The following is a 26,925-nucleotide window of genomic DNA, read 5'->3' as shown; positions in this document are numbered from 1 at the left end:
ATGATCGAGATCCGTTCTTTTCGTGATCTGCTACGCCTGTTCTTCATCTTCCGGCACGAGTTCAAGCTGGCCGCCATTGCCGCGTTGGTGATCATACTGCTGGGGGCTTTCCTGCTACCGGCCAAGTACGAATCCACCGCTCGACTGCTGGTGAAACCGGGGCGCGATTCGACCCTGCCCATTGAGATCAGTAACCGCCAGGCACTGGTAATGCCCAGCACCCAGCGCGACCCGATTGTCGATGAAGAGCGGCTGCTGACCGGGCGCCCCATCGTGAGGGCCGTGGCCGAGCACTACCTGGAAGCGATTGCCAATCAGCCGCCGCCCGAGGGCTTTTTGAAGCGCACCAAGTACTACGTCAAAAGTGCGGTCGACGGCGTCTTCGACGGCCTGCGCGTGGTCCTGGAAACGGTGGGCATCGTTGAAAAAACCACGCCGGTCGAACGCCTGGCAGCCAGCCTGGAGAAGAACTTCGACGTGAGCCATGCCGCGGGTTCCACGGTGATGGACATCAGCTTCACCTGGGGTGACCCGCAAATCGCCCAGGCGGTGGTCAAGGACTGGGTCGAGACCTACATTAACGAACGCACCCAGGCACTGGGGCGCAAGAGCCTGTATGTCTTCTATGAAGGCCAGGTGTCCACCAGCGCCACCGAGATCAAGAGCCTCAAGGAGCAGATTCTCAAGCACCTCAATGAGATCGGCGCAGCCAGCATCACTGATCGCCTGGAGGACTTGTCCGAGCGCATCAACGTGTTGCGCGGCGAGACGTTCAATACCTCGCGCCTGATCGCGTCTTCCGACAGCGCCATCGGGAGCACCCGCACCCAGCTCAAGACGCAGCCCAAAGAAGTGACCACGGTGCGCCAGATCGCACTCAACCCACAGCAACAGGACTTGCGTCGCCTGCTCAACCAGAAGCTGCTGGAAAAGGCCGACATGCTGCGCACCTACACGGATAACGCGCCGCCGGTCAAAGCTCTGGATGCGTCGATCCGCGCGATGCAGGCCCACGTCGCCAGCGAAAGCAACACTGTGCAGAGCTCGGAAAACCGTGCGCCCAACACCCTGGAAATCCACTTGCAGCGGGTGCTGCTGGATGAAACGAGCAACAACCTGGCACTGCGCACCCAACTGCTCCAGCAGCAAAAGCAACTGAGCAACCTGGAAGCCCAACGCAAGCAAGCCCTGGAGATTGAACCGGAGTTGACCCGCCTGGGCCGCGAGCTGAGCACCGCCGAACGCAACTACGCGCTGTACGTGGACAACCTGGAAAAGTCGCGCATCGACCGTGAACTGGATAACAGCCAGATCAGCAACATCGCGGTGATCGAAGAGGCCACCCTGAACCCCGGTCGCATCTTCCCGAAAACCCTGATGATGCTGCTGTTGGCGATTCCGTTTGCCATCGTCGTGGGCCTGTTGGTGATCTACCTGTGCTACCTGCTCGACCAGCGCATCCACGACGGCGGTTTGGTGGAACGCAAGTTCGGCCTGCCGCTGTGGACCACCCTGCCGGAGCTGGACACCAGCACCGCCCAAGGCACCAACGCGTTCAACGCGAGCATCTACCGCCTGTACGGCTTGCTGCAGTTGGAGCGGATTGCCGAGCAAGGCATGACGCTGGGGCTGACCTCGGCGCGCCATGGCGAAGGGGTGACATTTGTGGTGGAACACCTGCGTAGGTTGCTTGAGGAAAACGGCATCACCGTGCGTGTCGGCGGGGCTGAACCCGCCCAGCCGGGCGAAGTGGTGCTGCTGGACGCGTCCGCACTGCTGGATAACCGCGATGCGTTTATCAACCTGCGCCGCGCCGACCTGATCGCCCTGGTGGTGGAAGCGAATACCAGCACAGTGCCCGTGGTCGAGCACGCGCTGTCGATCCTCAATACGGCGTTCGGCAAGGTGGACGGCATCATCATCAACCGGCGTAAGTTCGAAGTGCCGGCCAAAGTGCTCAAGACCATCGCCAAGTACCAGAGGGTGTTCTGATGCGCATCGCCCTGCTCGCCCCATTGCCGCCGGAAAAAAACGGGATCGCCGACTACGCGAACCATTTCCGCACGGCTTTGGAACACCTGGGTGTGACGGTGCTGACGCCGTTGACCGGTGTGGCGGGCAACAGCGAGGCGATCAAGCAGGCCATCGCTGCGTTCGACTGGCAGAGCGTGGACTTGGTCCACGCCGAGTTGGGCGGCGGGCGCCTGGGGGAGTTTCTGGCCCTGCGTGAACTGCGCAAGGCCCACCCAGCCTTGCCCTTGACCGCCACCGTGCATGACCCGGAACGGATCGTGTGGCGGCGCGAGCAGTTGCCGTTTCCGTTGAACCTGCTGGAACGCTTGCCCAGCCCGCTGCCCCAGGCGGCGGTGGTGCTGGCCGACCCGCTGACCCTGCGTGAAGAGCGCCAGGTCGCAAAAGGCCTGACACGGCTGATCACCCTCACCCGGCTGGGCGCCGAATGCCTGAGCCAGCGCATGCAATTGCCGGCGGGCAAAGTGGCGGTGATCAACCACGCCAACCTGGCCATCCCCCCCGTGCCGCTGCCGCCGCTGGACACGTTGCACCTGCTGTACTTCGGTTTTATCTACCGGGGCAAAGGCATCGAGGACCTGTTGCAGGCCCTGGCTGCTGTGTTCAAACAAGCCCCCGAACGGCGTGACCGTGTGCGCCTGACCCTGGCCGGTGGTACCGCTGCCGAAATGGCGTTCGGCGCAGGCGGCAATTACCTGGAACAGTTGAACAGCCAGATCGCCGACCTCGGCCTGACGGATGCGATCGACTGGCGACTGAACCTGCCGGCCGACGAGATCGCCCAGACTATCCAGGCGCACCATGTGATGGTGCTGCCGTACCGTGAATCGAAAAAACTCGGCCTGCTCGGGCGCCAACGCGGCACCAGCGGCGCGTTGTCCTGGGCAGCGGCGTGCGGTCGTGGTGCGATTACCTCGGATGCCCGTGCGTTTGCCGAAGAAGTCGCCAGCGGCAACGGCGCCATCTACCCCGAAGGCGACGTGGCCGCACTCAGCGAGCAACTGCTGCGCCTGGCGCGCACACCGCTGCTGGCCCGGGACTGGGCCGAGCGCGCCGGCGAAATCGGCCGCGAGCGCTTGTGGCCGTTGACCGCGCTGAAATTCAAGACACTGTTTGAGCAGGCCATCGAGGGCACCCGCCATGGCACGTAAACACACCTACTTTGCCACCTTGGCCGTGGTCGCCGCCCTGGGCCTGACCGCGTTTTTGTGGGGGCGCCAGGCGGACGCCGAAAACCATGTGCTAAAGGGCAACAAAGAGGTGGTGTGGAAGGATTTTCTAGGGGTGAACGCGCAGTTCCTGTGGTTCAGCCCCGAGCGTTACCAGAAGCAGATCGATCGTCTCAAGGCGCTGGGCTTGGAGTGGGTGCGCCTGGACCTGCATTGGGATCAGTTGGAACCCGTCGAAGGCCAGTACCAAGTGGCAACCTTGGATCAACTGGTGGGCAAGCTGCAGGACAACCAACTCAAGTCGGTGTTCTACCTGGTCGGTTCGGCACCGTTCGCCACGACCGCACCGGTGGGTGCGCCGTATCAGGACCAGTACCCGCCGAAAGACCCGAACGTATTCGCCAACCGCATGGCATTGCTGGCTCAGCGCTACCCCAGCGTCGACGCCTGGCAAGTGTGGAATGAACCGAACCTGCTGGGCTTCTGGCGCCCGGTGGCCGATCCGGCCGGCTACGCCACGCTGCTGACCAGCACCGCCGCCGCGCTACGGACCGTGAGCCCGAGCAAACCGGTGGTCGCTGCCGGTATGGCGTTCTTCAGCGAAATGCCCAACGGCCAGACCATGTTGGACGCCCTCGGCGCACTCGGTGTGGCCAGCCTGAACACTGTTATCTCCTACCATCCCTACACCCAATTGCCCGAAGGCAACGACCCGGCCAACCTGGACTTTATCGCCAAGACCAGCGCGCTCAACCAGGCGCTGCGCAACGCCGGCGTGCAGACCCTGTGGAGCACCGAGTGGGGCTGGTCGACCTACACCGGTCCCAAGGACGCCCAGGACATCATCACCCCACAGGCCCAGGCCGATTACGTGGTGCGTCGCCTGGCACTGATGAGCGCGCTGGATTACGACAGGATCTTCCTGTTCACCTTGAGCGATCTGGACCAGCGCGCCAGCGTGCGTGATCAGTCCTACGGTTTGCTGGACATCGACGCCAACCCCAAGCCGGTCTACAGCGCGCTGAAAAACTTCCTCGACGTCAGCGGGCCAAAGCTCACCCCCGGCGATCCGCCCAGCGCCGACCAGTTGCCCGACGGCCTGTTCAGCATCGGCTGGACCCGCACCGACGGGCGCAAGTTGTGGTTTTTCTGGTCGGCCGAGGGCGGCAACGCCCACTTGCCCGGCTTGGCCAGCGCCACCCTGTATGACCCGCTGCGTGGCACGCAAACCCCGGTGAGCGGCACCCACGGGCTGACCGTCACGGTCAAGCCGAACCTGCAAATTCTGTTATGGGAGTGAGGCCTGCCATGCGCATTCTATGGATCCTGCCCTACTCGCCCTCGCCCGCCACCAGCGGCGGCAAGACGCGCCAGTTCCATCTGCTGCGCAGCCTGGCGGCGCGTGGGCACCGGATCACCTTGTTGCTGCATGACAAGCACCCGGTGTCGCTCACCGACCGCCAGGTGCTGGAAGCGTTTGTCGAACAGTTGATCATCCTGCCGCGCCGCCCGTTACGCAGCTTCACGACCCTGATAGCCGGGCTGTTGGCGCCCTACCCGCTGCTGGCCAGCGTGAATGGCTTGTCGGGCGAGTTGCAGGACACCTTCAATTGGTTGCTGGGTGAGCCGTGGGACGTGGTGCAGATCGAGCACAGCTACAGCTTCCAGCCTTACGAAGATGCCCTGGCGCGTAGATCCCAGCCGTTTGTGCTGACCGAACATAATGTTGAGTCTGCCCTCGGTGCGGCCACTTACGACCGTTTGCCGCGCTGGGCGCTGCCCTTCATTCGCTACGATCAATGGCGCTATGCGCGCTGGGAACGCCGAGTGATGCGCCAGGCCGCGCAGGTGGTGGCCGTCACCGACAGCGACGCGAAGACCCTGGAAAAAATAGCCGGCAAACCGGTGCCCGTGGTGGTCAATGGCGTGGACTGCGATCACTTCGCCGGCGCCCATCCCGACCCGTCGACCCGCCGTGTGCTGTTCCTTGGCAACTATGAATACGCGCCGAACGTGGACGCCATCGAGTGGGCCCTGGATGAAATCCTGCCCAAGGTCTGGGTGCGCTGCCCGGACGCGCGCATGAGCGTGTGCGGTTTTGGCATGCCGGACAGTTGGCGCGAGCGCTGGAAAGACCCGCGCATCGAATGGCAAGGCTTTGTGCCCAACCTGCTGAATCTGCAATCGAGCTGCTCGGTGTTTCTGGCACCGTTGCGCCACGGCGGCGGTTCGAAACTCAAGGTGCTCGAAGCCCTGGCCGCCGGCCTGCCACTGGCAAGCACCGAGCAAGGCGTCTCCGGGCTGGACCTGGTGGAAGGCCTGGACTACCTCGGCGGACAAAGCGCCACCGAGCTGGCCGATGCGGTGGTGCGCCTGCTGCAATTTCCCGGCGCCGCCACCCCCATGGGGGAATCGGGCCGCGCCTATGTGCGTCGCGCCCATGACTGGAGCGTCGCCGCCAGCCAGCTGGAGCAGGTCTACGCCACCCTCGTGCCGCAAAACCAAAAGGAGCCGGCATGCGTGTAGGCCTGGATTACCGCACCGTCGGCACCTCGCCGCAATCGGGCATCAGCCGCCAGGTGTATGCGCTGGAAAGTGCGCTGCACACCCTGCCGGGCACCGAGGTCGAGCGCTTTACCGTGGCGCCTTTGGGCGATGAAACCCGGTTGTGGGCCCATTGTCCGCCCTGGGGCTGCGCCAAGACGGCCATGCATCAGCCGCAGAATCGCCTGCGTTTCGAGGCGGGTTTCCTGCCGCGGGCCTTGCGCGAACAGCATATCGATCTGTACATCAGCACCTTCAATATGGGCTTGCCGCTGCCACCCAAACCGCCGGGGTTGCGCACCGTCGTGCTGTTGCATGATCTGTTTCAGATCACCCTGGACAACTACCACGCCAACCGGATGAAGGCGTTGATCTACAAGACCAGCGATCGCCTGTCGATTGCCTACGCGGTACACAGCGCCGACCGCGTATGGACGCCGTCGCAGTACAGCGCCGATGAAACCGCGCGGCTGTTTCCCAAGGCGGCGGGCAAGATTCGCGTACTGCCCAACCAGGTCGACGGGTTCTCCGCGCTGGCCGCCGACCTCAGCGCACGCCAGTTGCCAGCGCGTTACTGGTTGCTGGTGGGCACCCGCGAGTTGCGCAAGAACGTGCCGTTTCTGGTGGACGCCTGGCAGCAAGCACGCAGCCAATCATCCGCCGTGCCGGAGCTGGTCTTGGTAGGCAGCCTCGATCATTTGCCCGAAGCCCAACGCGCGCTGCCGGGCATTCGCGCCTTGAGCGGTGTGTCGGATGCAGAGTTGCACGCGCTGTACCGCCAGGCCTCGCGCCTGTGGCAACCCTCCTATGCCGAAGGGTTCGGCCTGCCGGTGATCGAAGCGCTGAGCGTCGGCACCCCCGTCGCGGTGGCCAGCGGTACGTCGCTGGATGAAATCACCCCGCCCTCGGCCCCGCGCTTTTCGCCCACCGATGGCCCGGCGCTGGTGCACTTGATGGTCGGCCTGGGTGAGCAGGCCGACGAAGAATCCCCCGAGCAACGGCGCCAATGGGCGCAGCGCTTCAACCACCAAGCCTACCGTCGGTGCCTGGCCGAACTGATCGAGGAACTGACGTGAGAGACAATCTGGCAAGCCTCGTCGCGATCCTCTTCGGCCTGCTGTTTGGCGCCCTGGCCCTGCTGCTGTCGCCGGCCAAGGCGTTTGTCGCCGTGGCCGGCCTGGCGGCGGCGGTGACCATCCTGCGCTTTCCGTTCTGGGGCCTGTTGCTGTTTGCCGCCGTGGCGACGTTCATGCCGTACTCGACGGTCAACCTGGGCATTCGTACCACGGTGAGCGAGGCGATTCTGGCCCTGACCTGGGGCGCGATCCTGTGGCACAGCTTCCTCTCGCGCCTGCCCCAGGCGCCCAGCCTGGTCCGACGCCCCACCGATCAGATGCTGCTGTGGTTGATGCTGTTCAGCGTGTTCCCCTTCATCGTCGGGCAGGTCATCACCCAGGCCGACAGCAGCAGTGGCCTGGCCAACTGGCTGCGCTGGTTGCTGAACCTGTCGGGGGTGTTCCTCGCCGCTAAATTGCTGGTGGACCAGAAGCGCCGCGAGTCCCTGGTGATCGCCCTGTTGCTCGGCACCCTGGCGATGCTGGTGCTGTCCATCGCGGTGTTCGTAAGTACGCGCTCAGGGGCCGGGATCGCGCCCATCCTGAGGCTGTTCAACTACGCCAACTTCGACACGCTCAAATTTGGTCTGGAGGCCATGTCTTCGCGCATGGGCTCGCCGTGGACTCACCCGAATGCCATCGGCGGGATCATGGCGTTGCTGCTGCCACTGGCCTTCTGTTTCGGCATGACCGAGCAAGGCTGGAAACGCGCACTGGGCCTGGGCGTGGCCTGCTTGGGAGCGGCCGCGCTGCTGTTGGCCAGTAGCCGTGGCGCGATGGTCAGCCTGGCGCTGGTGCTGATGTGGATGGCCACGCGGCGCGTGCCGTACACCGGTCGCCTGTTGATGATCGGCGCGGCGCTGACGGTGGCGCTGGTGATGGCTTATCCGCCGTTGCAGGATCGTCTGGCGACGATTTTTTCCTCGGACAACGCCAGTACCGAAGTGCGTTTTGACGAGTACCGCATGTTCCCTCAAGCCGTGGCGGCGTACCCGTTGGGCATCGGTTTCAAGGTCGACCCGCCGGTGCCGGGCACTCACCTGCTGGGCATCTCCAACCTGTGGCTGAACTACATCTACAAGATCGGCCTCGTCGGCATGCTGCTGTTTGTGGCAGTGACCGTGCGCTGGTGGCGTGAAGCCCGCCCGGAGAAAGGCCCGATCCGCCTGACCAAGGACAACGCCCTGTGGCTGGGCACCACGGCGGGGATTCTGGCGGCGCTGGTGAGCGGCTTGTTTGACCACTACTTCAGTTTTGCAGTGGTGATGGTGGCGCTGTTCTGGCTGATGGTGGGCATCAACGTACTGGAAGCGCGGCGACTGTTTCCGGCGCGCCTGCCGCAGGTCAAAACGGTGGTCTATCGCAAACCGCTGCTCAACGGCGCACAGCCCTGATGCTCGGCTCCGCCGCATGGCTGACCCTGGCGACGTTGTTGGGCCTGTGCCTGGGGTTTGCACGTGAATGGTTGCTGGTGGCGGCCTGGGGCGCGGGAGAGCGCAGCGATGCGTTCCTGATTGCGCTGTTTTTGCCCGAGGCGCTGCGCATGTCATTGGCCGGCGGCGTGCTCAGTGCGGCGGCGTTGCCGTTGTACCTGGCGCGCAAGGACGGCGAACGGCTGGACTGGCTGGCGGTGTTGTTTCCGGCCTTGATGCTGATCGCCCTGGTCACCAGCCTGCTGCTGACGTTGTCGGCGCCGTGGCTGGTGCAAGTGCTCGGACCGGGCCTGGCCGACACTGCGACGGCGATGGCCAGCAGCAACCTGCAGATCGTCGCCTGGTGCGTACCGGGCTTGATGCTGCATGCGTTGTTCAGCATTCCGTTGCAGGCCAGCGAACGTTTTGTGCTGGCCGGGCTGGGCTCGTTGTTGTTCAACCTGCCACCCGTGACGTACCTCGCCCTCGCGGGCACCGCGACCCAACCTCACTCACTGGCCCTGGCGTGCCTCGCCGGGAGCCTGCTGATGCCACTGGCGTTGCTGCCGTCGATGTGGCGCCAGGGCTGGCGGCCGTGGCGCTGGCAACTGACCTACGCGCCGCTGCGCGAGCTGGGCGAACGTATCGGTCCCTTGTTGATCAGCAACGGGGCCAGCCAGGGCCTGGCGCTGATCGAAAGACTCGTGGCCTCGCTGCTCGGCGAGGGCGCGGTGACGTGGGTCAACCTGGCCCGCAAGCTGATGAACCTGCCGCTGATTGCTCTGATGAGCCTCAATCAGGTGCTGCTGGGCATGATGAGCCGACGCCAGGGCGATGCGCGCCTGGCTCTGCTCAAGCGCGGCCTGGAAACCGCCAGCGTGCTGACCCTGCCCGCCGGCGTCGGGCTGGTCGCTGCGGCACCGAGCCTGGTGGCGCTGCTGTTGCCCCAACAATCGGCGGACTCGCCGTTGCCGCTGCTGCTGGCGTGGTTTGCCGTGCCGTTGGTGTTCGGCGCCTGGAACGCCTTGCTTGCGCGTTACGCCTACGCCGCCGGCGATACGCGCCAGCCGCTGCGTTGCGAATTGCTCGGCAGCCTGGTCAACGTGCTGCTGCTAGGCGTGTTGCCGTTTGTGTTCGGCCTGGCCGGGATTCCACTGGCTGCGCTGGCGGGCGTGATGTGCACCGGGCTGCTGCTGATGCAGCGCCAGGCACTGCTCGGCGCCCTGCCCTGGGCACGGCACTGGCTGCTCAATGCGCTGGCGCTGGGCGTGGCGGCACTGGTGTTGTTTCGTCTTGAAGGCCTGTGGCTGCAACTGGGGCTGAGCACATTGGCCGGCGCGGCGGTGTTGCTCGGGATGGGGCTATGGCTCAAGCCATGGCGCAAGGCATGAAGGATCGACTGGGGAGACACCCATGAAACATCGCTGGATCCAGATGGATATCGCCAAAGGCATCGGCATCCTGGTGATCGTGTATGCCCACAGCTGGTTTGTTGCGACGTCCCGGGAGCTGATGTATCCGATCCTCGCGTCGTTCGTGCTGCCGTTGTTCTTCTTTCTGTCCGGGGTGTTTTTCAAGCCAGAGCAGCCGTTTGTAGAAATGGCCGTGCGCAAGGCCGACGGCCTGCTCAAGCCTTTTTTCTTCACCATGCTGTTGTATGTGATCGTGCGCGATGTGTTGCGCGGCCAGCCGTTGCTGCCGGACATCGGTGGCGTGCTGTACGCCTCGGTGGACACCATCCCGTGGCAGGCGCTGTGGTTTTTGCCGCACTTCTGGGTGGCGATTCTGTTCAGTTGGCTGCTGTTGCGCCTGATCCAACGCCTGCCGCTCGCACTGAGTTGCCTGGTGATGCTGGTGCCGCTGCTGATTGGCATCTGGACGCTGCCGTGGTTCTGGCAATTGCCGGTAACCATCGGCGGCCACGCGTGGGTGTTGCCAGGGTTGCCGTTCAGCCTGGATATCACCCTGATCAGCAGCGCGTGTTTTGTCTACGGCTACTTGCTGCGCGACTGGCTGCGCACGCATGAGGGCTCCTTGCTGACCTTGCTGGTTTCCATCGGGTTGTTCGCTGCGGTGTTCCTCTATCGAGGCGATACCATGGACCTGGCGCAACGACGCTACGACCATTGGCTGTGGACCAGCCTGCTGGCGGTGATCGGCGTGTACCTGTGCTGGGCGTTGGCGCGGGTGCTGATGGTATCGGCACTGATCACCCGGGCTATGACCTATATCGGCCAGTCGACCCTGATCCTGTTGATCTTTCATGGCGAGATCCAACACAAGACCTTCGACCTGATGGAGCGTCTCGGGCTGCATGCATTTATCGCGGCCTGCATCGGTTTTGTCGTGGCCGTGGTGGTGCCGTTGTTGATCGGGGAAGTGATCAAGCGGGTAGCGTTCTTGCGGTTTTTCTACTTTCCGTTTCCGGTACGCAAAGCGCCTGGACAGCGCCGCTGAACCTATGTGGGAGCGAGCAGCGCCCACATAGGCCTGTGTTTCAATCGTCCAGTTGTTGCGGGGCGGGCTTGCTGCCCGGTTTGGCCGGTTTGGCGCCCTTGGCTGGCGCAGGTGGGGCCGGCTCGGGTTCTGCGGCGGCAGCGGCTTCTTTCTCCGCCATGGGCATCTGGTCGATGGTGCTGAAGAACTCCTTCAGGTCGAGGGTATCCGGTGGCACGGTTTTCTCGACTTTTTTCTCGCCGTCCTTGCCAATCAGGATCACCTTGGTGCCACTGCCCGCGCCCAGTTTGAGCGCACGGATCAGTGCGTTGGTTTCGGGCGGCGTGAGCTTTTTGTTGTCCTTGGGGTCTTTGGCGAACTTCTCGCCTTCGGCGCCGATACTGCCGAACTTCACGGTGTAGAACACCATGGCGCGCTCTTCAAAGGACTGCTTGGTGGCAGGTTCGTCCAGTTGTTTCTTGAGGGTCGCCAGCGTGGAGTTGCCTGAATCAAGCTCCACCACCACAAGCGGCCGGGCCTTGCCCAGATCCTGCTTGAGCGGGTTGATATCATCAGCAGCCAACAGCGGCCCCGTAAAAGCCATCAAGGTAGCCAGGGTCAGCGACCGGATGAGCATGCGCACCTCCTTTGAATTCCATGCAGGGTTCTTGAGTTTCATGTCTGCGACAGTCAAATTCAAGGATGATTCCTACACAGCTTTAAGAAAGCGTAGGTCAGGGAGCCCGCTAAGCAAGGGTTTGGCGCGAACATGCGTGATTGTTTCCGTTGATTGCGGACACATTACGAGACCTTCCAGTCCGGCCAATGCCGCGCAAACACAGGGGCCACGACAGGGTCGGCATCCACCTGCGCCAGCGTCTGGGCAAAGCCAGGTGCCAAGCGGCTCAATGCCTCACGCGCGTCGTCCCAGCGCGACACGGCTGCGGCCATGATTGCCAGTGCATTCGGCTCACCGTTCGGGGCAAACAGCTGGTGTTCGAACTGATCGGCGAACACCACCCAGGCCTGATGCAGGTAGCGACGAGTCCCGGTTACCAGCTGCGCTTGGGCCGCTTCATTGGCATTGCCCAGCCAGCGTTGCGGGTAGTCGATAATACCAATCGCCGAATAGCAATTGGCGGCGATGTACACCAGGCCCCTGATGACTTGCGCACGGTCGCCGCCCAGCAGCTGTGAGCCGGGAAACTCAAGGCCCAGGTGGATCAGGATCGCTGCACTTTCGGTCAGCACCTGGCCATCGGGCGTGACCAACGTAGGGATCTGCTTGAGCGGGTTGATGCGCGCCAGGGCATCGCTGCCCGCGCTCTCCTGCCACGAGCTGGCGTCCACCCGGTGCCACGGCACCGCGCAACGTTGCAAGGCAATCTCGATCATGCAGGAGCCGGATTCGTCAGTGCCGTAGAGCGTGTACATGGGCGTTGTCTCCTATCGCTGGGGATGAACCGTGGTTAAAGGTCAGAACAGCCCCATTTGTCCGCCGACCAAGGTGCTGAAATCGTCATTCACAAACGGCAGAATCGCGTCCGCCACCGGCTGCAACTGCCGGGTGACGTAGTGATCGTAGTCGATGGGGGCTTGGCGCACTTCCAGCGGCTCAGGGCCGTTGACACTGATCACATAGCTGATCCAACCGCCACGCTGGTACTGGCGCGGGCGCCCGAGGCGGTCGTTGTAGTCATCGGCCAGGCGCGCGGCGCGCACGTGGGGCGGCACATTGCGTTCGTAGTCATCCAACCGGCGGCGCAGGCGCTTGCGGTAGATCAGCAGTTCGTCGAATTCGCCGCTCAGGGTACGGCGCACGTAATCGCGGATGTAGTCTTGATGGGGCAGGCGGTGGAAGATGCGCTGGTAGAGTTCCTGCTGGAATTGCCGGGCCAGGGGCGACCAGTCGCTGCGCACGGTCTCCAGGCCTTTGTAGACCATGTCTTCGCGGCCATCGGCGCGGGTGACCAAGCCGGCATAGCGTTTTTTGCTGCCCTCCTCCGCACCGCGAATGGTCGGCATGAGAAAGCGCGTGAAGTGGGTTTCGTATTGCAGCTCCAGGGCACTTTGCAGGCCGAATGCACTGTGCAGATGCTCGCGCCACCACGCATTGACGTGCTGCACCAATGCCTGGCCGATCCGGCTGGCATCCTCCTGGGAATGGGCCTTGCCGAGCCAGACGAAGGTGGAGTCGGTGTCGCCGTAGATCACCTCATAGCCTTGAGCCTCAACCAGCTCGCGGGTCTGGCGCATGATCTGGTGGCCGCGCATCGTGATCGACGAGGCCAGCCGGGTATCGAAAAAGCGGCAACCACTGGAACCGAGCACGCCGTAGAACGCGTTCATGATGATTTTCAGGGCTTAGGACAGCGGCGCATTGTGTTCACGCTTGGCCACTTCGCGGCCCTCGGAGACACGGGCGACGATGGACGGCAGGCAATGACGCGTGCGGGAAAAACGCGCACCGCGAAAGCCTTCCACCGAGTCGCTGTCTTCCGGGTATTTGAGGCCTTCGATCAGGCCCACGGGGTCGATCAGAAAGCTGCGGATGATCGACGGGTAGAGGCTTTTGTAATCGAGTACCAGCACCGATTCGTAGAGGCCGGGACGCGAGTCCATGACAAAGCCGCCGGGGCTGGCCTGGGGCGGTTTGTCCCCCAGGTTGGGTGCGACGAAACCCTGGCGGTGCATCAGCGGCATGTACAGGTGGGTGAATGCGGCGACCGATCCGCCATTGCGGTCGGCCGGCAGCCCGGTGACGCTGGCCCGTTCGAGCAGGAACTTGAGCAGTTCGGTCTTCTCGAAAATCCGCGTGACCAGTTCGCAGTCCTTGAGGTTGTAGCGCGCCAGGGCAGGCTTGTCCTCGGCGAACATGCGGTTGATTTCGTCCATGCGCTGGTAGGGCGTGGAGATGTCCTTGCCTTCGCCCAGCAGGGTTTGCGCGACGTTTTCCAGGCTGAAGGATTCGAAGCTCCACGTGGCTGAGCGCAGGGCTTCGATCCCGTCGATGATCAGGCGCCCCGCCGCTGCGGCGAAGTAATGATTGCGGCTGCCGTGTTCGCGCCAGGCCATGGGTTCGTCGCCACGCCCGAGCATGAGCGGCACCTTGAGGCGTTGGGCATGCTCGTGGAGCACGCGCAGGTCGAACTGCACCACGTTCCAGCCAATGATCGCGTCTGGATCAAAGGTGGCGAGCCATTGGTTGAGGCGTTCGAGCAGTTGGGCGCGGGTGTCGCAGTAGTCGAGCTTGAAGTCGACTGAATCGGTTTTGTTCGGCGGGCCGAGCATGTAGACCTGGCGCTCACCGCAGCCTTCGAGGGCGATGGAATACAGGTCGCCCTGGGCGGTGGTCTCGATGTCCAGGGACACCAGTTTGAGCGGGGGGCGGTAATCGGGCGCGGGTTTCATCTGCGCGTCGCACAGCGCGCCCGTGGCGTCGGGCGTGCCGCCGAACCAGACGGGGGCGGTGATGAAGCGCTCCATCATATAGCGCTCAGGCGGGCGTACATCGGCTTCGTAGACATCGACGCCGGCCGCGCGCAGGCGTTTTTCCACATCCATCAGTTGGCGGTGCTGGCGGGTATACAGGCCCAGCACCGGACGGTGGTGGAAATCGCACAACTGCAGCGGGCGCAGTTCGATATCGCGCTCGCCCTTGAGCAGCCAATCAAGTGGCTTGCGGTGGGCTTCAGGGATAAACATCACCGAGGTCTGCACGGGTAGGCGGATAAACCTTGGCCCCTGGTCGGTGGCGAGCCAGAAACTCACCTCCGTGCCCGCCGGGGTATCGCGCCAATGCCGGGTCAGGACAAAACCCTGCTGTAAATCCACCGTACCGCACCTCAGGAATCGCTTTCAGGCGTTGATTCTACGCGGCATCGTGGCAAACGCCCCCATGAAAGCTGAAAGCGGCAAGCGCGGGCATCAGCAATGATGCCCGTTTGGTTCACGCCCGACGGGCTTTGTTCAGAAAGTCTTCGATATTACCCATTTGCTCGTCCCAGCCACGAGAGTTCATCTTGAAGGCCTTCTGGCGGCGGGCTTGGGGCACGTTGTAGAAGCCGGATTCGACCACCCGCAGCAGGATGCCCGGCGCGCGATCTTCAATGGTGAACTCCACCAGGGTGGGCGTTTCCTTGTCATAATCGACGCCCTTCTCCACCGCAAACGGATGCCACCAGAAGGAAAACAACGTCTGTGGCAGGATGCGTTCGATTTTGGCTTTCCAGACAACGTGCTCGTAACCTGGGTAGGTAATCTGGGCCTCGATGGTTTCTCCGGCCACAAAGACTTTGCCCTTAAGGGCGACGCGAAACCAATGACCGAATTGCTCGGCATTGGTCAGCGCTTCCCAGACCTGTTTGCGTGAAGCGTTGAGCAGGACCTTTCGCTCGATGCGATCTAATACGTGCATAAGTCACCTCCTCCATTGACAGTAGGCGACATCAAACAATGCGCAACCTGAGGTTGTAAGCAATGATGATGACTCCCTCCTTGAACCCGGCAATACGTTATGACTGAACCATTGAATGGAAGTTGCTTCTGCAAAGGTGTGCGCTATCAGGTGGACACATTGGATATGCCCATCAGCCACTGCCACTGTATAAGTTGCCGCAAAATACACGCGGCGGCGTTTGTCGCAACGGCCGGGGTGATGCGCGAGCATTTTCGCTGGACGCAGGGAGAGGAACTGCTCGTGGCCTTCCAATCGTCACCGGGTAAATTCAGACATTTCTGCAAGTGCTGCGGCTCACACCTGATGGCGGAACGCAGGCAGCAACCTCATGTCATTGTGCGAGTGGCGACGCTGGATGATGATCCGGGCGTCAGTCCTACCTCGCACATCTGGACGAGTCATGAAGTGCCCTGGCTTGCCTATGAGGACGTGGAGCACTGGGACGAGTGGCAGATATGACCTAGACGCGCGGATCGCCCGGTGCCTTGGCCGGCGTTGCATATTGCGGCTTCAGGTGACCTTCCTGGTCCAGCAACCAAGCATCCATGATCTGCCGCACCACTGGCCCCGCGACGCGACCACCCGCCTCGCCGTTTTCGATCATCACCGAAATCACGATTTTCGGATGTTCCGCAGGAGCAAAGCCGACAAACAAGGCGTTATCACGGTGGCGTTCCAGGGTTTTCTCGCGGTTGTAGCGTTCGCCCTGCTTGATCGCGACTACCTGGGCGGTGCCACTCTTGCCGGCGATGCGGTATTGCGCGCCTTGCGCAGCAGCCCGGGCGATACCGCGCGGATCGTGCATCACCAGTTGCATGCCGTGGTTGACCTGCTCCCAGTCACGCGGGTCTTTGAGCACAACGTTCGGCATGGGGTTTTCGTCAACGGGCGGTACGCCATTGATCGTCTTGGCCAGGTGCGGTCGGTTCCATACACCTTTGTTGGCGATCAGCGCAGTGGCCTGGGCCAGTTGCAGCGGCGTGACCTGCATGTAGCCCTGGCCGATGCCGAGGATCACGGTTTCGCCCGGAAACCAAGGCTGGCGGCGGGTTGCACGTTTCCAGGCCTGGGATGGCATCAGGCCGGCTGACTCTTCGAACATATCCAGGGAGACCTTCTGACCAAGGCCGAATTCCGCCAGATAGTCGTGCAGGCGGTCGATACCCAGCTTGTGGGCCAAATCGTAAAAGTAGGTGTCGTTGGAGCGCATGATGGCTGCGTCCATGTCCACCCAACCGTCGCCACTGTGGTTCCAGTTACGGTATTTATGGTCGAAGTCGGGCAGTTGGTAGTAACCGGGGTCGAACACCCGGGTTTGAGCGGTGACTACGCCGCTGTCCAGACCGGCGATGGCCACTTCTGGCTTGATGGTCGAGCCCGGTGCATACAGGCCTCTAAGGACGCGGTTGAACAGCGGTCGGTCGATGGAGTCGTGCAGTGCAGCGTATTCCTTGAAGCTGATGCCGGTGACGAACAGGTTCGGGTCGAAACTCGGTTTGCTGACCATGGCCAGTACTTCGCCTGTCTGCGGGTCAAGGGCAACCACCGAACCACGGCGATCGCCAAGCGCCTCCTCTGCCGCTTCCTGGAGTTTAACGTCAAGGCTCAGGACGATACTTTTTCCAGGGATCGGATCGGTGTGCTTGAGCACTCGCAGCACACGGCCCTGGGCGTTGGTCTCGACTTCTTCATAGCCGACATGACCGTGCAACTCGGACTCGTAGAATCGCTCAATACCGGTCTTGCCGATGGATTGCGTGCCGCGGTACTCCACCGAGTCCAGGGCCTTGGATTCTTTCTCGTTGATGCGTCCCACATAGCCAATGGAGTGAGCGAAGTGCGCGCCTAACGGATAGTGACGGACGAACTGCGGCTCTACGTCGACACCTGGCAGGCGAAACTCATTCACTGCCAGCAATGCGATCTGTTCTTCGGTCAACTCGTAAAACAATGTCACCGGGACAAAAGGATGACGTGCCTGCTTCAGGGCTTTGTCGAACAGTCCGCGGTCCTCGGCAGGCAGGTGCAGAAGGTTGACGATATCGTCCAATTCGCCCTTGAGGTCGGCGGTGCGCTCCCGGGTGATGGTCAGGTTGTAACTGGGGCGGTTGTCGGCGAGTACCACGCCGTTGCGGTCGTAGATTAGCCCACGCGTCGGCGTGATGGGCAGCACATGAACACGGTTGTTTTCAGAGATGGTGGAGTGATAGTCGAACTGCACGACCTGCAGGAAATACATACGCCCCACCAGGGCGCATGTAATGCCAATCACCAACAGCGCACAAGCGAGCAGGCGTTTATTGACCAGACGGTGCTCTTTTTCGTGATCTTTAATCGTTATAGGTTCAGGCATTGCTACCGCATCTCGTTGAAGAAGGTCGACGCCGCATCCTGCGATGAAAGATCAATCCTTGGGAAAATGTGCTGCACCATACCAAAAATGCAGAAACACTTTGCATTGAATTCCTCAACGGTACTTGGAGGAGGGTTTGCAGATTGATGGCTAGGGGGTCGTCCTGCCGCCCCGGCGGATATACGAGAAGCGCCCCGGAGCAATTGCGGCGCTTTCCGAGCGCCCAAAACAAAACCCCTGTTTGCGTTAGCAAACAGGGGTTCTGGAATTTAATCTTGACGATGACCTACTCTCACATGGGGAAACCCCACACTACCATCGGCGATGCATCGTTTCACTACTGAGTTCGGGATGGGATCAGGTGGTTCCAATGCTCTATGGTCGTCAAGAAATTCGGGTACTGAGTCGCGGCCTGTTGGCCTCGCTTCAGCAAATTGGGTATGTGATAGCTTTCGGTGTTTTGTGAGCGTCGAACTTTCGGTTCATCTCGTCTTCACACACCGCAATCTGGCCTTTCGACGCAAATTGCTTGGGTGTTATATGGTCAAGCCTCACGGGCAATTAGTATTGGTTAGCTCAACGCCTCACAGCGCTTACACACCCAACCTATCAACGTCGTAGTCTTCGACGGCCCTTCAGGGAACTCAAGGTTCCAGTGAGATCTCATCTTGAGGCTAGTTTCCCGCTTAGATGCTTTCAGCGGTTATCTATTCCGAACATAGCTACCCGGCAATGCCACTGGCGTGACAACCGGAACACCAGAGGTTCGTCCACTCCGGTCCTCTCGTACTAGGAGCAGCCCCTCTCAAATCTCAAACGTCCACGGCAGATAGGGACCGAACTGTCTCACGACGTTCTAAACCCAGCTCGCGTACCACTTTAAATGGCGAACAGCCATACCCTTGGGACCGGCTTCAGCCCCAGGATGTGATGAGCCGACATCGAGGTGCCAAACACCGCCGTCGATATGAACTCTTGGGCGGTATCAGCCTGTTATCCCCGGAGTACCTTTTATCCGTTGAGCGATGGCCCTTCCATACAGAACCACCGGATCACTAAGACCTACTTTCGTACCTGCTCGACGTGTCTGTCTCGCAGTCAAGCGCGCTTTTGCCTTTATACTCTACGACCGATTTCCGACCGGTCTGAGCGCACCTTCGTACTCCTCCGTTACTCTTTAGGAGGAGACCGCCCCAGTCAAACTACCCACCATACACTGTCCTCGATCCGGATAACGGACCTGAGTTAGAACCTCAAAGTTGCCAGGGTGGTATTTCAAGGTTGGCTCCACGCAGACTGGCGTCCACGCTTCAAAGCCTCCCACCTATCCTACACAAGCAAATTCAAAGTCCAGTGCAAAGCTATAGTAAAGGTTCACGGGGTCTTTCCGTCTAGCCGCGGATACACTGCATCTTCACAGCGATTTCAATTTCACTGAGTCTCGGGTGGAGACAGCGCCGCCATCGTTACGCCATTCGTGCAGGTCGGAACTTACCCGACAAGGAATTTCGCTACCTTAGGACCGTTATAGTTACGGCCGCCGTTTACCGGGGCTTCGATCAAGAGCTTCGCGTTAGCTAACCCCATCAATTAACCTTCCGGCACCGGGCAGGCGTCACACCCTATACGTCCACTTTCGTGTTTGCAGAGTGCTGTGTTTTTAATAAACAGTCGCAGCGGCCTGGTATCTTCGACCGGCATGGGCTTACGGAGCAAGTCCTTCACCCTCACCGGCGCACCTTCTCCCGAAGTTACGGTGCCATTTTGCCTAGTTCCTTCACCCGAGTTCTCTCAAGCGCCTTGGTATTCTCTACCCAACCACCTGTGTCGGTTTGGGGTACGGTTCCTGGTTACCTGAAGCTTAGAAGCTTTTCTTGGAAGCATGGCATCAACCACTTCGCTAACTAAAAGTTAGCTCGTCATCAGCTCTCGGCCTTAAGATCCCGGATTTACCTAAGATCTCAGCCTACCACCTTAAACTTGGACAACCAACGCCAAGCTGGCCTAGCCTTCTCCGTCCCTCCATCGCAATAACCAGAAGTACAGGAATATTAACCTGTTTTCCATCGACTACGCTTTTCAGCCTCGCCTTAGGGACCGACTAACCCTGCGTCGATTAACGTTGCGCAGGAAACCTTGGTCTTTCGGCGTGGGTGTTTTTCACACCCATTGTCGTTACTCATGTCAGCATTCGCACTTCTGATACCTCCAGCAAGCTTCTCAACTCACCTTCACAGGCTTACAGAACGCTCCTCTACCGCATCACTTACGTGATACCCGTAGCTTCGGTGTATGGTTTGAGCCCCGTTACATCTTCCGCGCAGGCCGACTCGACTAGTGAGCTATTACGCTTTCTTTAAAGGGTGGCTGCTTCTAAGCCAACCTCCTAGCTGTCTAAGCCTTCCCACATCGTTTCCCACTTAACCATAACTTTGGGACCTTAGCTGACGGTCTGGGTTGTTTCCCTTTTCACGACGGACGTTAGCACCCGCCGTGTGTCTCCCATGCTCGGCACTTGTAGGTATTCGGAGTTTGCATCGGTTTGGTAAGTCGGGATGACCCCCTAGCCGAAACAGTGCTCTACCCCCTACAGTGATACATGAGGCGCTACCTAAATAGCTTTCGAGGAGAACCAGCTATCTCCGAGCTTGATTAGCCTTTCACTCCGATCCACAGGTCATCCGCTAACTTTTCAACGGTAGTCGGTTCGGTCCTCCAGTTAGTGTTACCCAACCTTCAACCTGCCCATGGATAGATCGCCCGGTTTCGGGTCTATTCCCAGCGACTAGACGCCCTATTAAGACTCGCTTTCGCTACGCCTCCCCTATTCGGTTAAGCTCGCCACTGAAAATAAGTCGCTGACCCATTATACAAAAGGTACGCAGTCACCCAACAAAGTGGGCTCCCACTGCTTGTACGCATACGGTTTCAGGATCTATTTCACTCCCCTCTCCGGGGTTCTTTTCGCCTTTCCCTCACGGTACTAGTTCACTATCGGTCAGTCAGTAGTATTTAGCCTTGGAGGATGGTCCCCCCATATTCAGACAAAGTTTCTCGTGCTCCGTCCTACTCGATTTCATGACTAAGAGATTTTCGCGTACAGGGCTATCACCCACTATGGCCGCACTTTCCAGAGCGTTCCGCTAATCTCAAAGCCACTTAAGGGCTAGTCCCCGTTCGCTCGCCACTACTAAGGGAATCTCGGTTGATTTCTTTTCCTCAGGGTACTTAGATGTTTCAGTTCCCCTGGTTCGCCTCTTACGCCTATGTATTCAGCGTAAGATAACCATCTTATGATGGCTGGGTTCCCCCATTCAGACATCTCCGGATCAAAGTCTGTTTGCCGACTCCCCGAAGCTTTTCGCAGGCTACCACGTCTTTCATCGCCTCTGACTGCCAAGGCATCCACCGTATGCGCTTCTTCACTTGACCATATAACCCCAAGCAATCTGGTTATACTGTGAAGACAACATTCGCCGAAAATTCGAATTTCTCAATTAAGAGAACTCACAAATTTTACCTTAGCCTGATCCGTTACCAGTGAAAGTAACGTTCAGTCTATCTTTCTATCACATACCCAAATTTTTAAAGAACGATCTAATCAAAGACTAGAAATCAACATTCACCATCATCACAATGGAATGCTCATTTCTAAGCTTTCAACAAACAGAAGCAGTAGTGGTGGAGCCAAACGGGATCGAACCGTTGACCTCCTGCGTGCAAGGCAGGCGCTCTCCCAGCTGAGCTATGGCCCCGTATTTCTACAGGCGTTTCCCACACAAAATTGGTGGGTCTGGGCAGATTCGAACTGCCGACCTCACCCTTATCAGGGGTGCGCTCTAACCAACTGAGCTACAGACCCAATTTCGGGCTGCTTCTTTATCGTCTTCTTCAATGAATCAAGCAATTCGTGTGGGAACTTATGGAGCAGCTGATGTCGTCGATTAAGGAGGTGATCCAGCCGCAGGTTCCCCTACGGCTACCTTGTTACGACTTCACCCCAGTCATGAATCACACCGTGGTAACCGTCCTCCCGAAGGTTAGACTAGCTACTTCTGGTGCAACCCACTCCCATGGTGTGACGGGCGGTGTGTACAAGGCCCGGGAACGTATTCACCGCGACATTCTGATTCGCGATTACTAGCGATTCCGACTTCACGCAGTCGAGTTGCAGACTGCGATCCGGACTACGATCGGTTTTATGGGATTAGCTCCACCTCGCGGCTTGGCAACCCTCTGTACCGACCATTGTAGCACGTGTGTAGCCCAGGCCGTAAGGGCCATGATGACTTGACGTCATCCCCACCTTCCTCCGGTTTGTCACCGGCAGTCTCCTTAGAGTGCCCACCATTACGTGCTGGTAACTAAGGACAAGGGTTGCGCTCGTTACGGGACTTAACCCAACATCTCACGACACGAGCTGACGACAGCCATGCAGCACCTGTCTCAATGTTCCCGAAGGCACCAATCTATCTCTAGAAAGTTCATTGGATGTCAAGGCCTGGTAAGGTTCTTCGCGTTGCTTCGAATTAAACCACATGCTCCACCGCTTGTGCGGGCCCCCGTCAATTCATTTGAGTTTTAACCTTGCGGCCGTACTCCCCAGGCGGTCAACTTAATGCGTTAGCTGCGCCACTAAGAGCTCAAGGCTCCCAACGGCTAGTTGACATCGTTTACGGCGTGGACTACCAGGGTATCTAATCCTGTTTGCTCCCCACGCTTTCGCACCTCAGTGTCAGTATCAGTCCAGGTGGTCGCCTTCGCCACTGGTGTTCCTTCCTATATCTACGCATTTCACCGCTACACAGGAAATTCCACCACCCTCTACCATACTCTAGTCAGTCAGTTTTGAATGCAGTTCCCAGGTTGAGCCCGGGGATTTCACATCCAACTTAACAAACCACCTACGCGCGCTTTACGCCCAGTAATTCCGATTAACGCTTGCACCCTCTGTATTACCGCGGCTGCTGGCACAGAGTTAGCCGGTGCTTATTCTGTCGGTAACGTCAAAACAATCACGTATTAGGTAACTGCCCTTCCTCCCAACTTAAAGTGCTTTACAATCCGAAGACCTTCTTCACACACGCGGCATGGCTGGATCAGGCTTTCGCCCATTGTCCAATATTCCCCACTGCTGCCTCCCGTAGGAGTCTGGACCGTGTCTCAGTTCCAGTGTGACTGATCATCCTCTCAGACCAGTTACGGATCGTCGCCTTGGTGAGCCATTACCCCACCAACTAGCTAATCCGACCTAGGCTCATCTGATAGCGCAAGGCCCGAAGGTCCCCTGCTTTCTCCCGTAGGACGTATGCGGTATTAGCGTCCGTTTCCGAACGTTATCCCCCACTACCAGGCAGATTCCTAGGCATTACTCACCCGTCCGCCGCTCTCAAGAGAAGCAAGCTTCTCTCTACCGCTCGACTTGCATGTGTTAGGCCTGCCGCCAGCGTTCAATCTGAGCCATGATCAAACTCTTCAGTTCAAACATCTTTGGGTTTTTAAGAAACCCTAAACTTGGCTCAGCAATCGTTGGTTACATCTTTGATTTCTCGCGGAGTAACTTGTGATGCTGATAATCTTGTTGACTATCAGTCTGACTCCACAAGCACCCACACGAATTGCTTGATTCAGTTGTTAAAGAGCGGTTGGTTAAGATCTTCCGTCTCAACCGAGGCGCGCATTCTACAGCAGCCTCATTTGCTGTCAAGTGATTATTTTCAGAAGCTTTCGAAAGATTTCTTCAACAACTTCAACAACTTCAACCACTTGCGCTTCAGATCTCTCATCAGCGGGAGGCGAATTCTACAGCGTTACACGCTGCTGTCAACACCTCTTTTTCAACTTCCTTTTGGCTTCGATGAACTGAAGCAACCTGCTGCCGAAAACTGCGTAACTCATTGTTTACCAAGGAGTTTTCCGTTTCGACTGCGCCGGAAGTGGGGCGAATTATAGGCTTCCAGAATCTGGCGTCAACCTTTAATTTGGTTTTTCTATCAAACCGCCTATATACCCCCCTATCCCTCTATATATAGACAGCCAACCGCACAAAACTGAGCAATATATTGCTCAAAACCGTACTGTTAAGCATCATAGCGAACTCTGACTATCAAATATGACCTTGGACGCACACCGCCAATGACCACCTCCCCCCGCAGCCTGGCCTCTGCATTGTTTCCTGTCGGCCTACTGCTGATTGCCATGGCTTCCATCCAGTCCGGAGCCTCTTTGGCCAAGAGCATGTTCCCGATTGTCGGCGCACAAGGCACCACCACCCTGCGCCTGATCTTCGCCAGTGTGATCATGCTTCTTATATTAAGACCGTGGCGCGCCAAACTGACCGCCAAGTCCCTGCGCACCGTGCTCATCTACGGGATGGCCCTGGGCGGCATGAACTTCCTTTTCTATATGTCATTGCGCAGCGTACCTCTGGGCATCGCTGTAGCCCTTGAATTCACCGGGCCGCTTGCTGTCGCCATCTACGCGTCACGCAGAGCAGTAGATTTTCTGTGGATCGCCCTTGCGATCGTCGGGCTGCTTCTTTTGATTCCGATTGGGGAAGCCAGCAGCGGCATCGACTTGGTCGGCGCAGCGTATGCATTGGGGGCCGGCGTCTGCTGGGCACTCTACATACTGTTCGGACAGAAGGCCGGTAACGACAATGGCGTCCAGACCGCCGCATTGGGCGTGATGATCGCCGCCCTGTTTGTCGCGCCCATCGGCATCGTGCATGCCGGAAGCGCACTACTGACCCCTGCGCTGATTCCAATAGCCATCGGCGTCGCCATCCTGTCCACCGCCCTGCCCTACACCCTGGAGATGGTAGCGCTGACGCGCCTCCCCGCCCGAACCTTTGGCACCCTCATGAGCATCGAACCAGCATTCGGCGCGCTTTCAGGCCTGTTCTTCCTGCAAGAGCACTTGTCCCTGGCGCAATGGCTGGCCATCACCTGCATTATTCTGGCCTCGGTAGGCGCGACGCTGACGATGCGCAATGACTCGAAACCGTTGGTTCCGGCAGATTGAATCATCTTTGAATGTAGCTCTGGCATTTGCCACTCATTTAGGCCATGTTTAAGTGGTAAACGAATGTCATTAATGGAGTTTTTCGACAGGGACAGCGCGAACGCTACACTCGAGAGCGAGTAAAGCCGGCTTCAAGTATTGCGAAGTGGCTATTAAGGATGGGAATGAAACGAATTTTGATACTGTTAATGGTCGTGGCCATTGCTGGCTGTGCCGCGACTACCAAGACAGAAGTGAAACGTGGCAAAAAAGGGCTGCATATCAACTGCTCAGGCCTGTCCTCCTCCTGGGACCAGTGCTACACCAGTGCAACCAACTCGTGCGGCACCAAGGGTTATCGGGTTATCGCCAAGTCCGGTGACAACTCAGAGGAACCGGGGGACTACCCCTTCGGACTCAACCCTGCCGGCTACACCAGCCGCAGCATGATCGTCATCTGTAAGTAATCGCCTTCGAGCAGTCACCGACGACTGCTCAGTGCGTAATCAGCGCTCGATTAACACTCATCCTTGAACGCCGCTTGCAGCAGATCGCAAGCGGCGTTTGCATTAGATCAAATAGCCGCCGTACGCAGTTGTAACCACTCAAGCCCTGCGCCATCGAGCAAAGGGCTCAAGCGTTCACGCACCTGCGCGTGATACGCGTTGAACCACTCGCGCTCATCCGCCGTGAGCAGCGACGGCTCCAGGCAACGAGTGTCTATCGGGCACAAAGTCAGCGTTTCAAACGAGAGGAACTCACCAAACTCGGTCTTGCCCGCTTCTCGGTTCAATACCAGGTTCTCGATACGTACGCCCCAACGCCCCGGACGGTAAGTGCCCGGCTCAATGGATGTGATCATCCCAGGCTGCATTGCCGTTTGCGGCGCAGCGGCAGCCTGGTAGGCGATCACTTGGGGACCTTCATGCACATTAAGGAAATAGCCCACACCATGCCCAGTACCGTGACCGTAGTCCACGCCTTCAGCCCAGATCGGCGCACGGGCAATGGAATCCAGCAACGGCGACAGAATCCCCTTGGGGAAATGCGCACGGGACAGCGCAATAACACCCTTCAGCACTCGGGTGCAGTCTCGTTTCTGTTCCTCACTCGGCGTACCGATAGGCACCATTCTCGTGATGTCTGTCGTACCGCCCAAGTATTGGCCACCTGAGTCAATCAGCAGCAAGCCATCACCTTCGATCACCGCATGCTCTTCTTCAGTGGCATGGTAATGCGGCATTGCCCCATTGGCGTTGAACGCAGCAATGGTATTGAAACTCAGCGACACATAGTCGGGGCGACGCGTGCGCGCAGCAGTCAGGTGTTCATCGATGGTCAACTCCGTGATGCGCTCCCGGCCCAGCGCACTGTCCAGCCAGGCGAAGAATTCGCACAGCGCCGCGCCATCCTGCTCCATGGCCCGGCGGATATGTTCCGCATCTGCCAGACTCTTGCGGGATTTGGCCAATGTAGTCGGGTTAAGCCCTTCGATCAGCTTGACGCCAGCATCGAGGTTTTCCAGCAACCCGGCGGTTACGCGGGCGGGGTCAACCTGCAAACTGTCCCCCCCAGGAATTCCACGCAGGCCATCCGCTACCTCGCTGTAGTCGCGCAAGGTCACGCCATCCTGTTCGAGCACAGCACGCAGATCCGCGTCGATTTTGCTCAGCGCCACGAACAACGTGGCCTGCTGTTGATTGATCAACGCAAACGACACAAACACGGGGTTAAACGAAACATCACCGCCACGCAGATTGAACAGCCAGGCGATGTCATCCAGGGTCGCAATGAAGTGCCAATCGGCGCCCTTCTCTTTCAAACTGGCGCGCAGTGCAGCGAGCTTCTCGCCGCGGCTGACGGTCGCTTGCGGTGGCAGATGGGCATAAATCGGTTGGCTCGGCAGACTCGGCCGGTCTGTCCAAACCGCATCAAGCACGTCGATATCGGTACGCAAACGCGCCCCACGCTCCGCCAGCCTGGTGCCCAGGGTGCGCGCCGAAGCGACGGCCATTACCGCACCATCCACCGCCACCACACCGCCTTCCGGGGTTTGCTCGGCCAGCCACTCGAGCGGCCCCGGCTGACCTGGTTGCAGCTTGACCAACTCAATGCCACTGCCCTTGAGCTCCTTGGTCGCCTGTTCCCAGTAACGGCTATCCGCCCACACGCCAGCGAAATCCGCGGTGACAATCAGCGTCCCCACCGAGCCATGGAACCCTGACAACCATTGACGACCCTGCCAGTAACCCGGCAAGTATTCGGACAAATGCGGGTCCGCCGACGGTACCAGCAGGGCGTGGATGCCCTCGCGGCTCATCAGTTCGCGGGTGTGCGCCAGGCGCTGGGGAACCGTTCCATGGGTCAAAGGCTGCGTACTCATTGTGTCTCCTGCTAACCACTA

Annotated in this window: 16 protein-coding genes, 2 tRNA genes, 3 rRNA genes and 1 pseudogene; 11 read left to right on the top strand and 11 right to left on the bottom strand. The window is 59.4% G+C overall.

Annotation, left to right across the window (positions count from 1 at the left end; translation table 11 throughout):
• From AB3G88_RS09380 to AB3G88_RS09345, 8 genes are read left to right on the top strand one after another with little or no spacing between them, the layout of a single operon-like run.
• Window positions 1-1,992, top strand: a complete 1,992-nt coding sequence (locus AB3G88_RS09380) for a GumC family protein (RefSeq protein ID WP_099584844.1) — start codon at window positions 1-3, stop codon at window positions 1,990-1,992.
• Window positions 1,992-3,182, top strand: a complete 1,191-nt coding sequence (locus tag AB3G88_RS09375; RefSeq protein ID WP_191948404.1) for a glycosyltransferase — start codon at window positions 1,992-1,994, stop codon at window positions 3,180-3,182. The genes AB3G88_RS09380 and AB3G88_RS09375 overlap by 1 nt, the downstream gene beginning before the upstream one ends.
• Complete coding sequence (locus tag AB3G88_RS09370; protein ID WP_480453763.1) at window positions 3,172-4,500, top strand: GH39 family glycosyl hydrolase; 1,329 nt, start codon at window positions 3,172-3,174, stop codon at window positions 4,498-4,500. The genes AB3G88_RS09375 and AB3G88_RS09370 overlap by 11 nt, the downstream gene beginning before the upstream one ends.
• 8 nt (window positions 4,501-4,508) lie before the next feature.
• Window positions 4,509-5,726: a glycosyltransferase family 4 protein gene (locus tag AB3G88_RS09365; RefSeq protein WP_480453762.1), complete on the top strand. Its 1,218-nt coding sequence runs from the start codon at window positions 4,509-4,511 to the stop codon at window positions 5,724-5,726.
• Complete coding sequence (locus tag AB3G88_RS09360) at window positions 5,717-6,820, top strand: glycosyltransferase family 4 protein (RefSeq protein WP_480453761.1); 1,104 nt, start codon at window positions 5,717-5,719, stop codon at window positions 6,818-6,820. Before AB3G88_RS09365 ends, AB3G88_RS09360 begins: the two co-directional genes overlap by 10 nt.
• Complete coding sequence (locus AB3G88_RS09355; protein ID WP_250926449.1) at window positions 6,817-8,253, top strand: O-antigen ligase family protein; 1,437 nt, start codon at window positions 6,817-6,819, stop codon at window positions 8,251-8,253. The genes AB3G88_RS09360 and AB3G88_RS09355 overlap by 4 nt, the downstream gene beginning before the upstream one ends.
• Window positions 8,253-9,662, top strand: a complete 1,410-nt coding sequence (locus tag AB3G88_RS09350; protein WP_480453759.1) for a lipid II flippase MurJ — start codon at window positions 8,253-8,255, stop codon at window positions 9,660-9,662. Before AB3G88_RS09355 ends, AB3G88_RS09350 begins: the two co-directional genes overlap by 1 nt.
• A gap of 22 nt (window positions 9,663-9,684) precedes the next feature.
• Window positions 9,685-10,728, top strand: coding sequence for an acyltransferase family protein (locus tag AB3G88_RS09345; RefSeq protein ID WP_112194423.1), 1,044 nt, complete (start codon window positions 9,685-9,687; stop codon window positions 10,726-10,728).
• Between the two features lie 40 nt (window positions 10,729-10,768).
• Here the strand turns inward: AB3G88_RS09345 and AB3G88_RS09340 are convergent, their stop codons facing one another.
• The 4 genes and pseudogenes from AB3G88_RS09340 to AB3G88_RS09325 all read right to left on the bottom strand — a co-directional run bounded on the left by AB3G88_RS09340 (window position 10,769) and on the right by AB3G88_RS09325 (window position 15,124).
• On the bottom strand, window positions 10,769-11,344 hold the full coding sequence (locus tag AB3G88_RS09340; protein ID WP_112194421.1) for a DUF4174 domain-containing protein: 576 nt from the start codon (window positions 11,342-11,344) through the stop codon (window positions 10,769-10,771).
• A gap of 164 nt (window positions 11,345-11,508) precedes the next feature.
• The gene (locus tag AB3G88_RS09335; protein WP_250926446.1) at window positions 11,509-12,141 is read right to left on the bottom strand and encodes a glutathione S-transferase N-terminal domain-containing protein; all 633 of its coding nucleotides are present in this window, start codon (window positions 12,139-12,141) and stop codon (window positions 11,509-11,511) included.
• Window positions 12,142-12,183: 42 nt separating this feature from the next.
• Window positions 12,184-14,541: pseudogene (locus AB3G88_RS09330) on the bottom strand (DNA polymerase II).
• A 115-nt stretch (window positions 14,542-14,656) separates the two neighbouring features.
• A complete protein-coding gene (locus tag AB3G88_RS09325) occupies window positions 14,657-15,124 on the bottom strand; it encodes an SRPBCC family protein (protein WP_400528402.1) in 468 nt (155 codons plus the stop codon).
• 99 nt (window positions 15,125-15,223) lie between these two features.
• On the opposite strand from AB3G88_RS09325, the gene AB3G88_RS09320 reads away from it, so the two are divergent.
• Complete coding sequence (locus tag AB3G88_RS09320; protein WP_400528403.1) at window positions 15,224-15,625, top strand: GFA family protein; 402 nt, start codon at window positions 15,224-15,226, stop codon at window positions 15,623-15,625.
• Between the two features lies 1 nt (window position 15,626).
• On the opposite strand, the gene mrdA is transcribed toward AB3G88_RS09320, so the two are convergent.
• The 6 genes from mrdA to AB3G88_RS09290 form a co-directional block, all read right to left on the bottom strand.
• Window positions 15,627-17,519 (bottom strand): penicillin-binding protein 2, encoded by a 1,893-nt coding sequence (gene mrdA / locus AB3G88_RS09315; RefSeq protein WP_099584831.1) that lies wholly within the window; start codon window positions 17,517-17,519, stop codon window positions 15,627-15,629.
• 273 nt (window positions 17,520-17,792) lie between these two features.
• Window positions 17,793-17,908 (bottom strand): 5S ribosomal RNA (rrf, locus tag AB3G88_RS09310).
• Window positions 17,909-18,059: 151 nt separating this feature from the next.
• A 23S ribosomal RNA gene (locus AB3G88_RS09305) occupies window positions 18,060-20,951 on the bottom strand.
• Between the two features lie 247 nt (window positions 20,952-21,198).
• A tRNA-Ala gene (locus tag AB3G88_RS09300) sits at window positions 21,199-21,274 on the bottom strand.
• A 30-nt stretch (window positions 21,275-21,304) separates the two neighbouring features.
• Window positions 21,305-21,381: transfer RNA gene (locus tag AB3G88_RS09295), tRNA-Ile, on the bottom strand.
• An 83-nt stretch (window positions 21,382-21,464) separates the two neighbouring features.
• A 16S ribosomal RNA gene (locus AB3G88_RS09290) occupies window positions 21,465-23,001 on the bottom strand.
• Together the 16S, 23S and 5S rRNA genes with 2 tRNA genes alongside form the textbook arrangement of a ribosomal RNA operon.
• Before the next feature lie 653 nt (window positions 23,002-23,654).
• On the opposite strand from AB3G88_RS09290, the gene rhtA reads away from it, so the two are divergent.
• Together rhtA and AB3G88_RS09280 are read left to right on the top strand one after the other, a co-directional pair.
• Window positions 23,655-24,542, top strand: a complete 888-nt coding sequence (gene rhtA / locus AB3G88_RS09285) for a threonine/homoserine exporter RhtA (protein WP_099584479.1) — start codon at window positions 23,655-23,657, stop codon at window positions 24,540-24,542.
• Window positions 24,543-24,706: 164 nt separating this feature from the next.
• Window positions 24,707-24,988 (top strand): hypothetical protein, encoded by a 282-nt coding sequence (locus AB3G88_RS09280; RefSeq protein ID WP_099584478.1) that lies wholly within the window; start codon window positions 24,707-24,709, stop codon window positions 24,986-24,988.
• Window positions 24,989-25,095: 107 nt separating this feature from the next.
• Here the strand turns inward: AB3G88_RS09280 and AB3G88_RS09275 are convergent, their stop codons facing one another.
• Complete coding sequence (locus tag AB3G88_RS09275) at window positions 25,096-26,904, bottom strand: aminopeptidase P family protein (protein ID WP_191960385.1); 1,809 nt, start codon at window positions 26,902-26,904, stop codon at window positions 25,096-25,098.
• Window positions 26,905-26,925 lie beyond the last annotated feature (21 nt).

The sequence above is a fragment of the Pseudomonas arvensis genome, assembly GCF_056688935.1.
The sequence above is the reverse complement of the archived record's forward strand: the minus strand, read 5'-3'. Positions and strand labels throughout refer to the sequence as shown.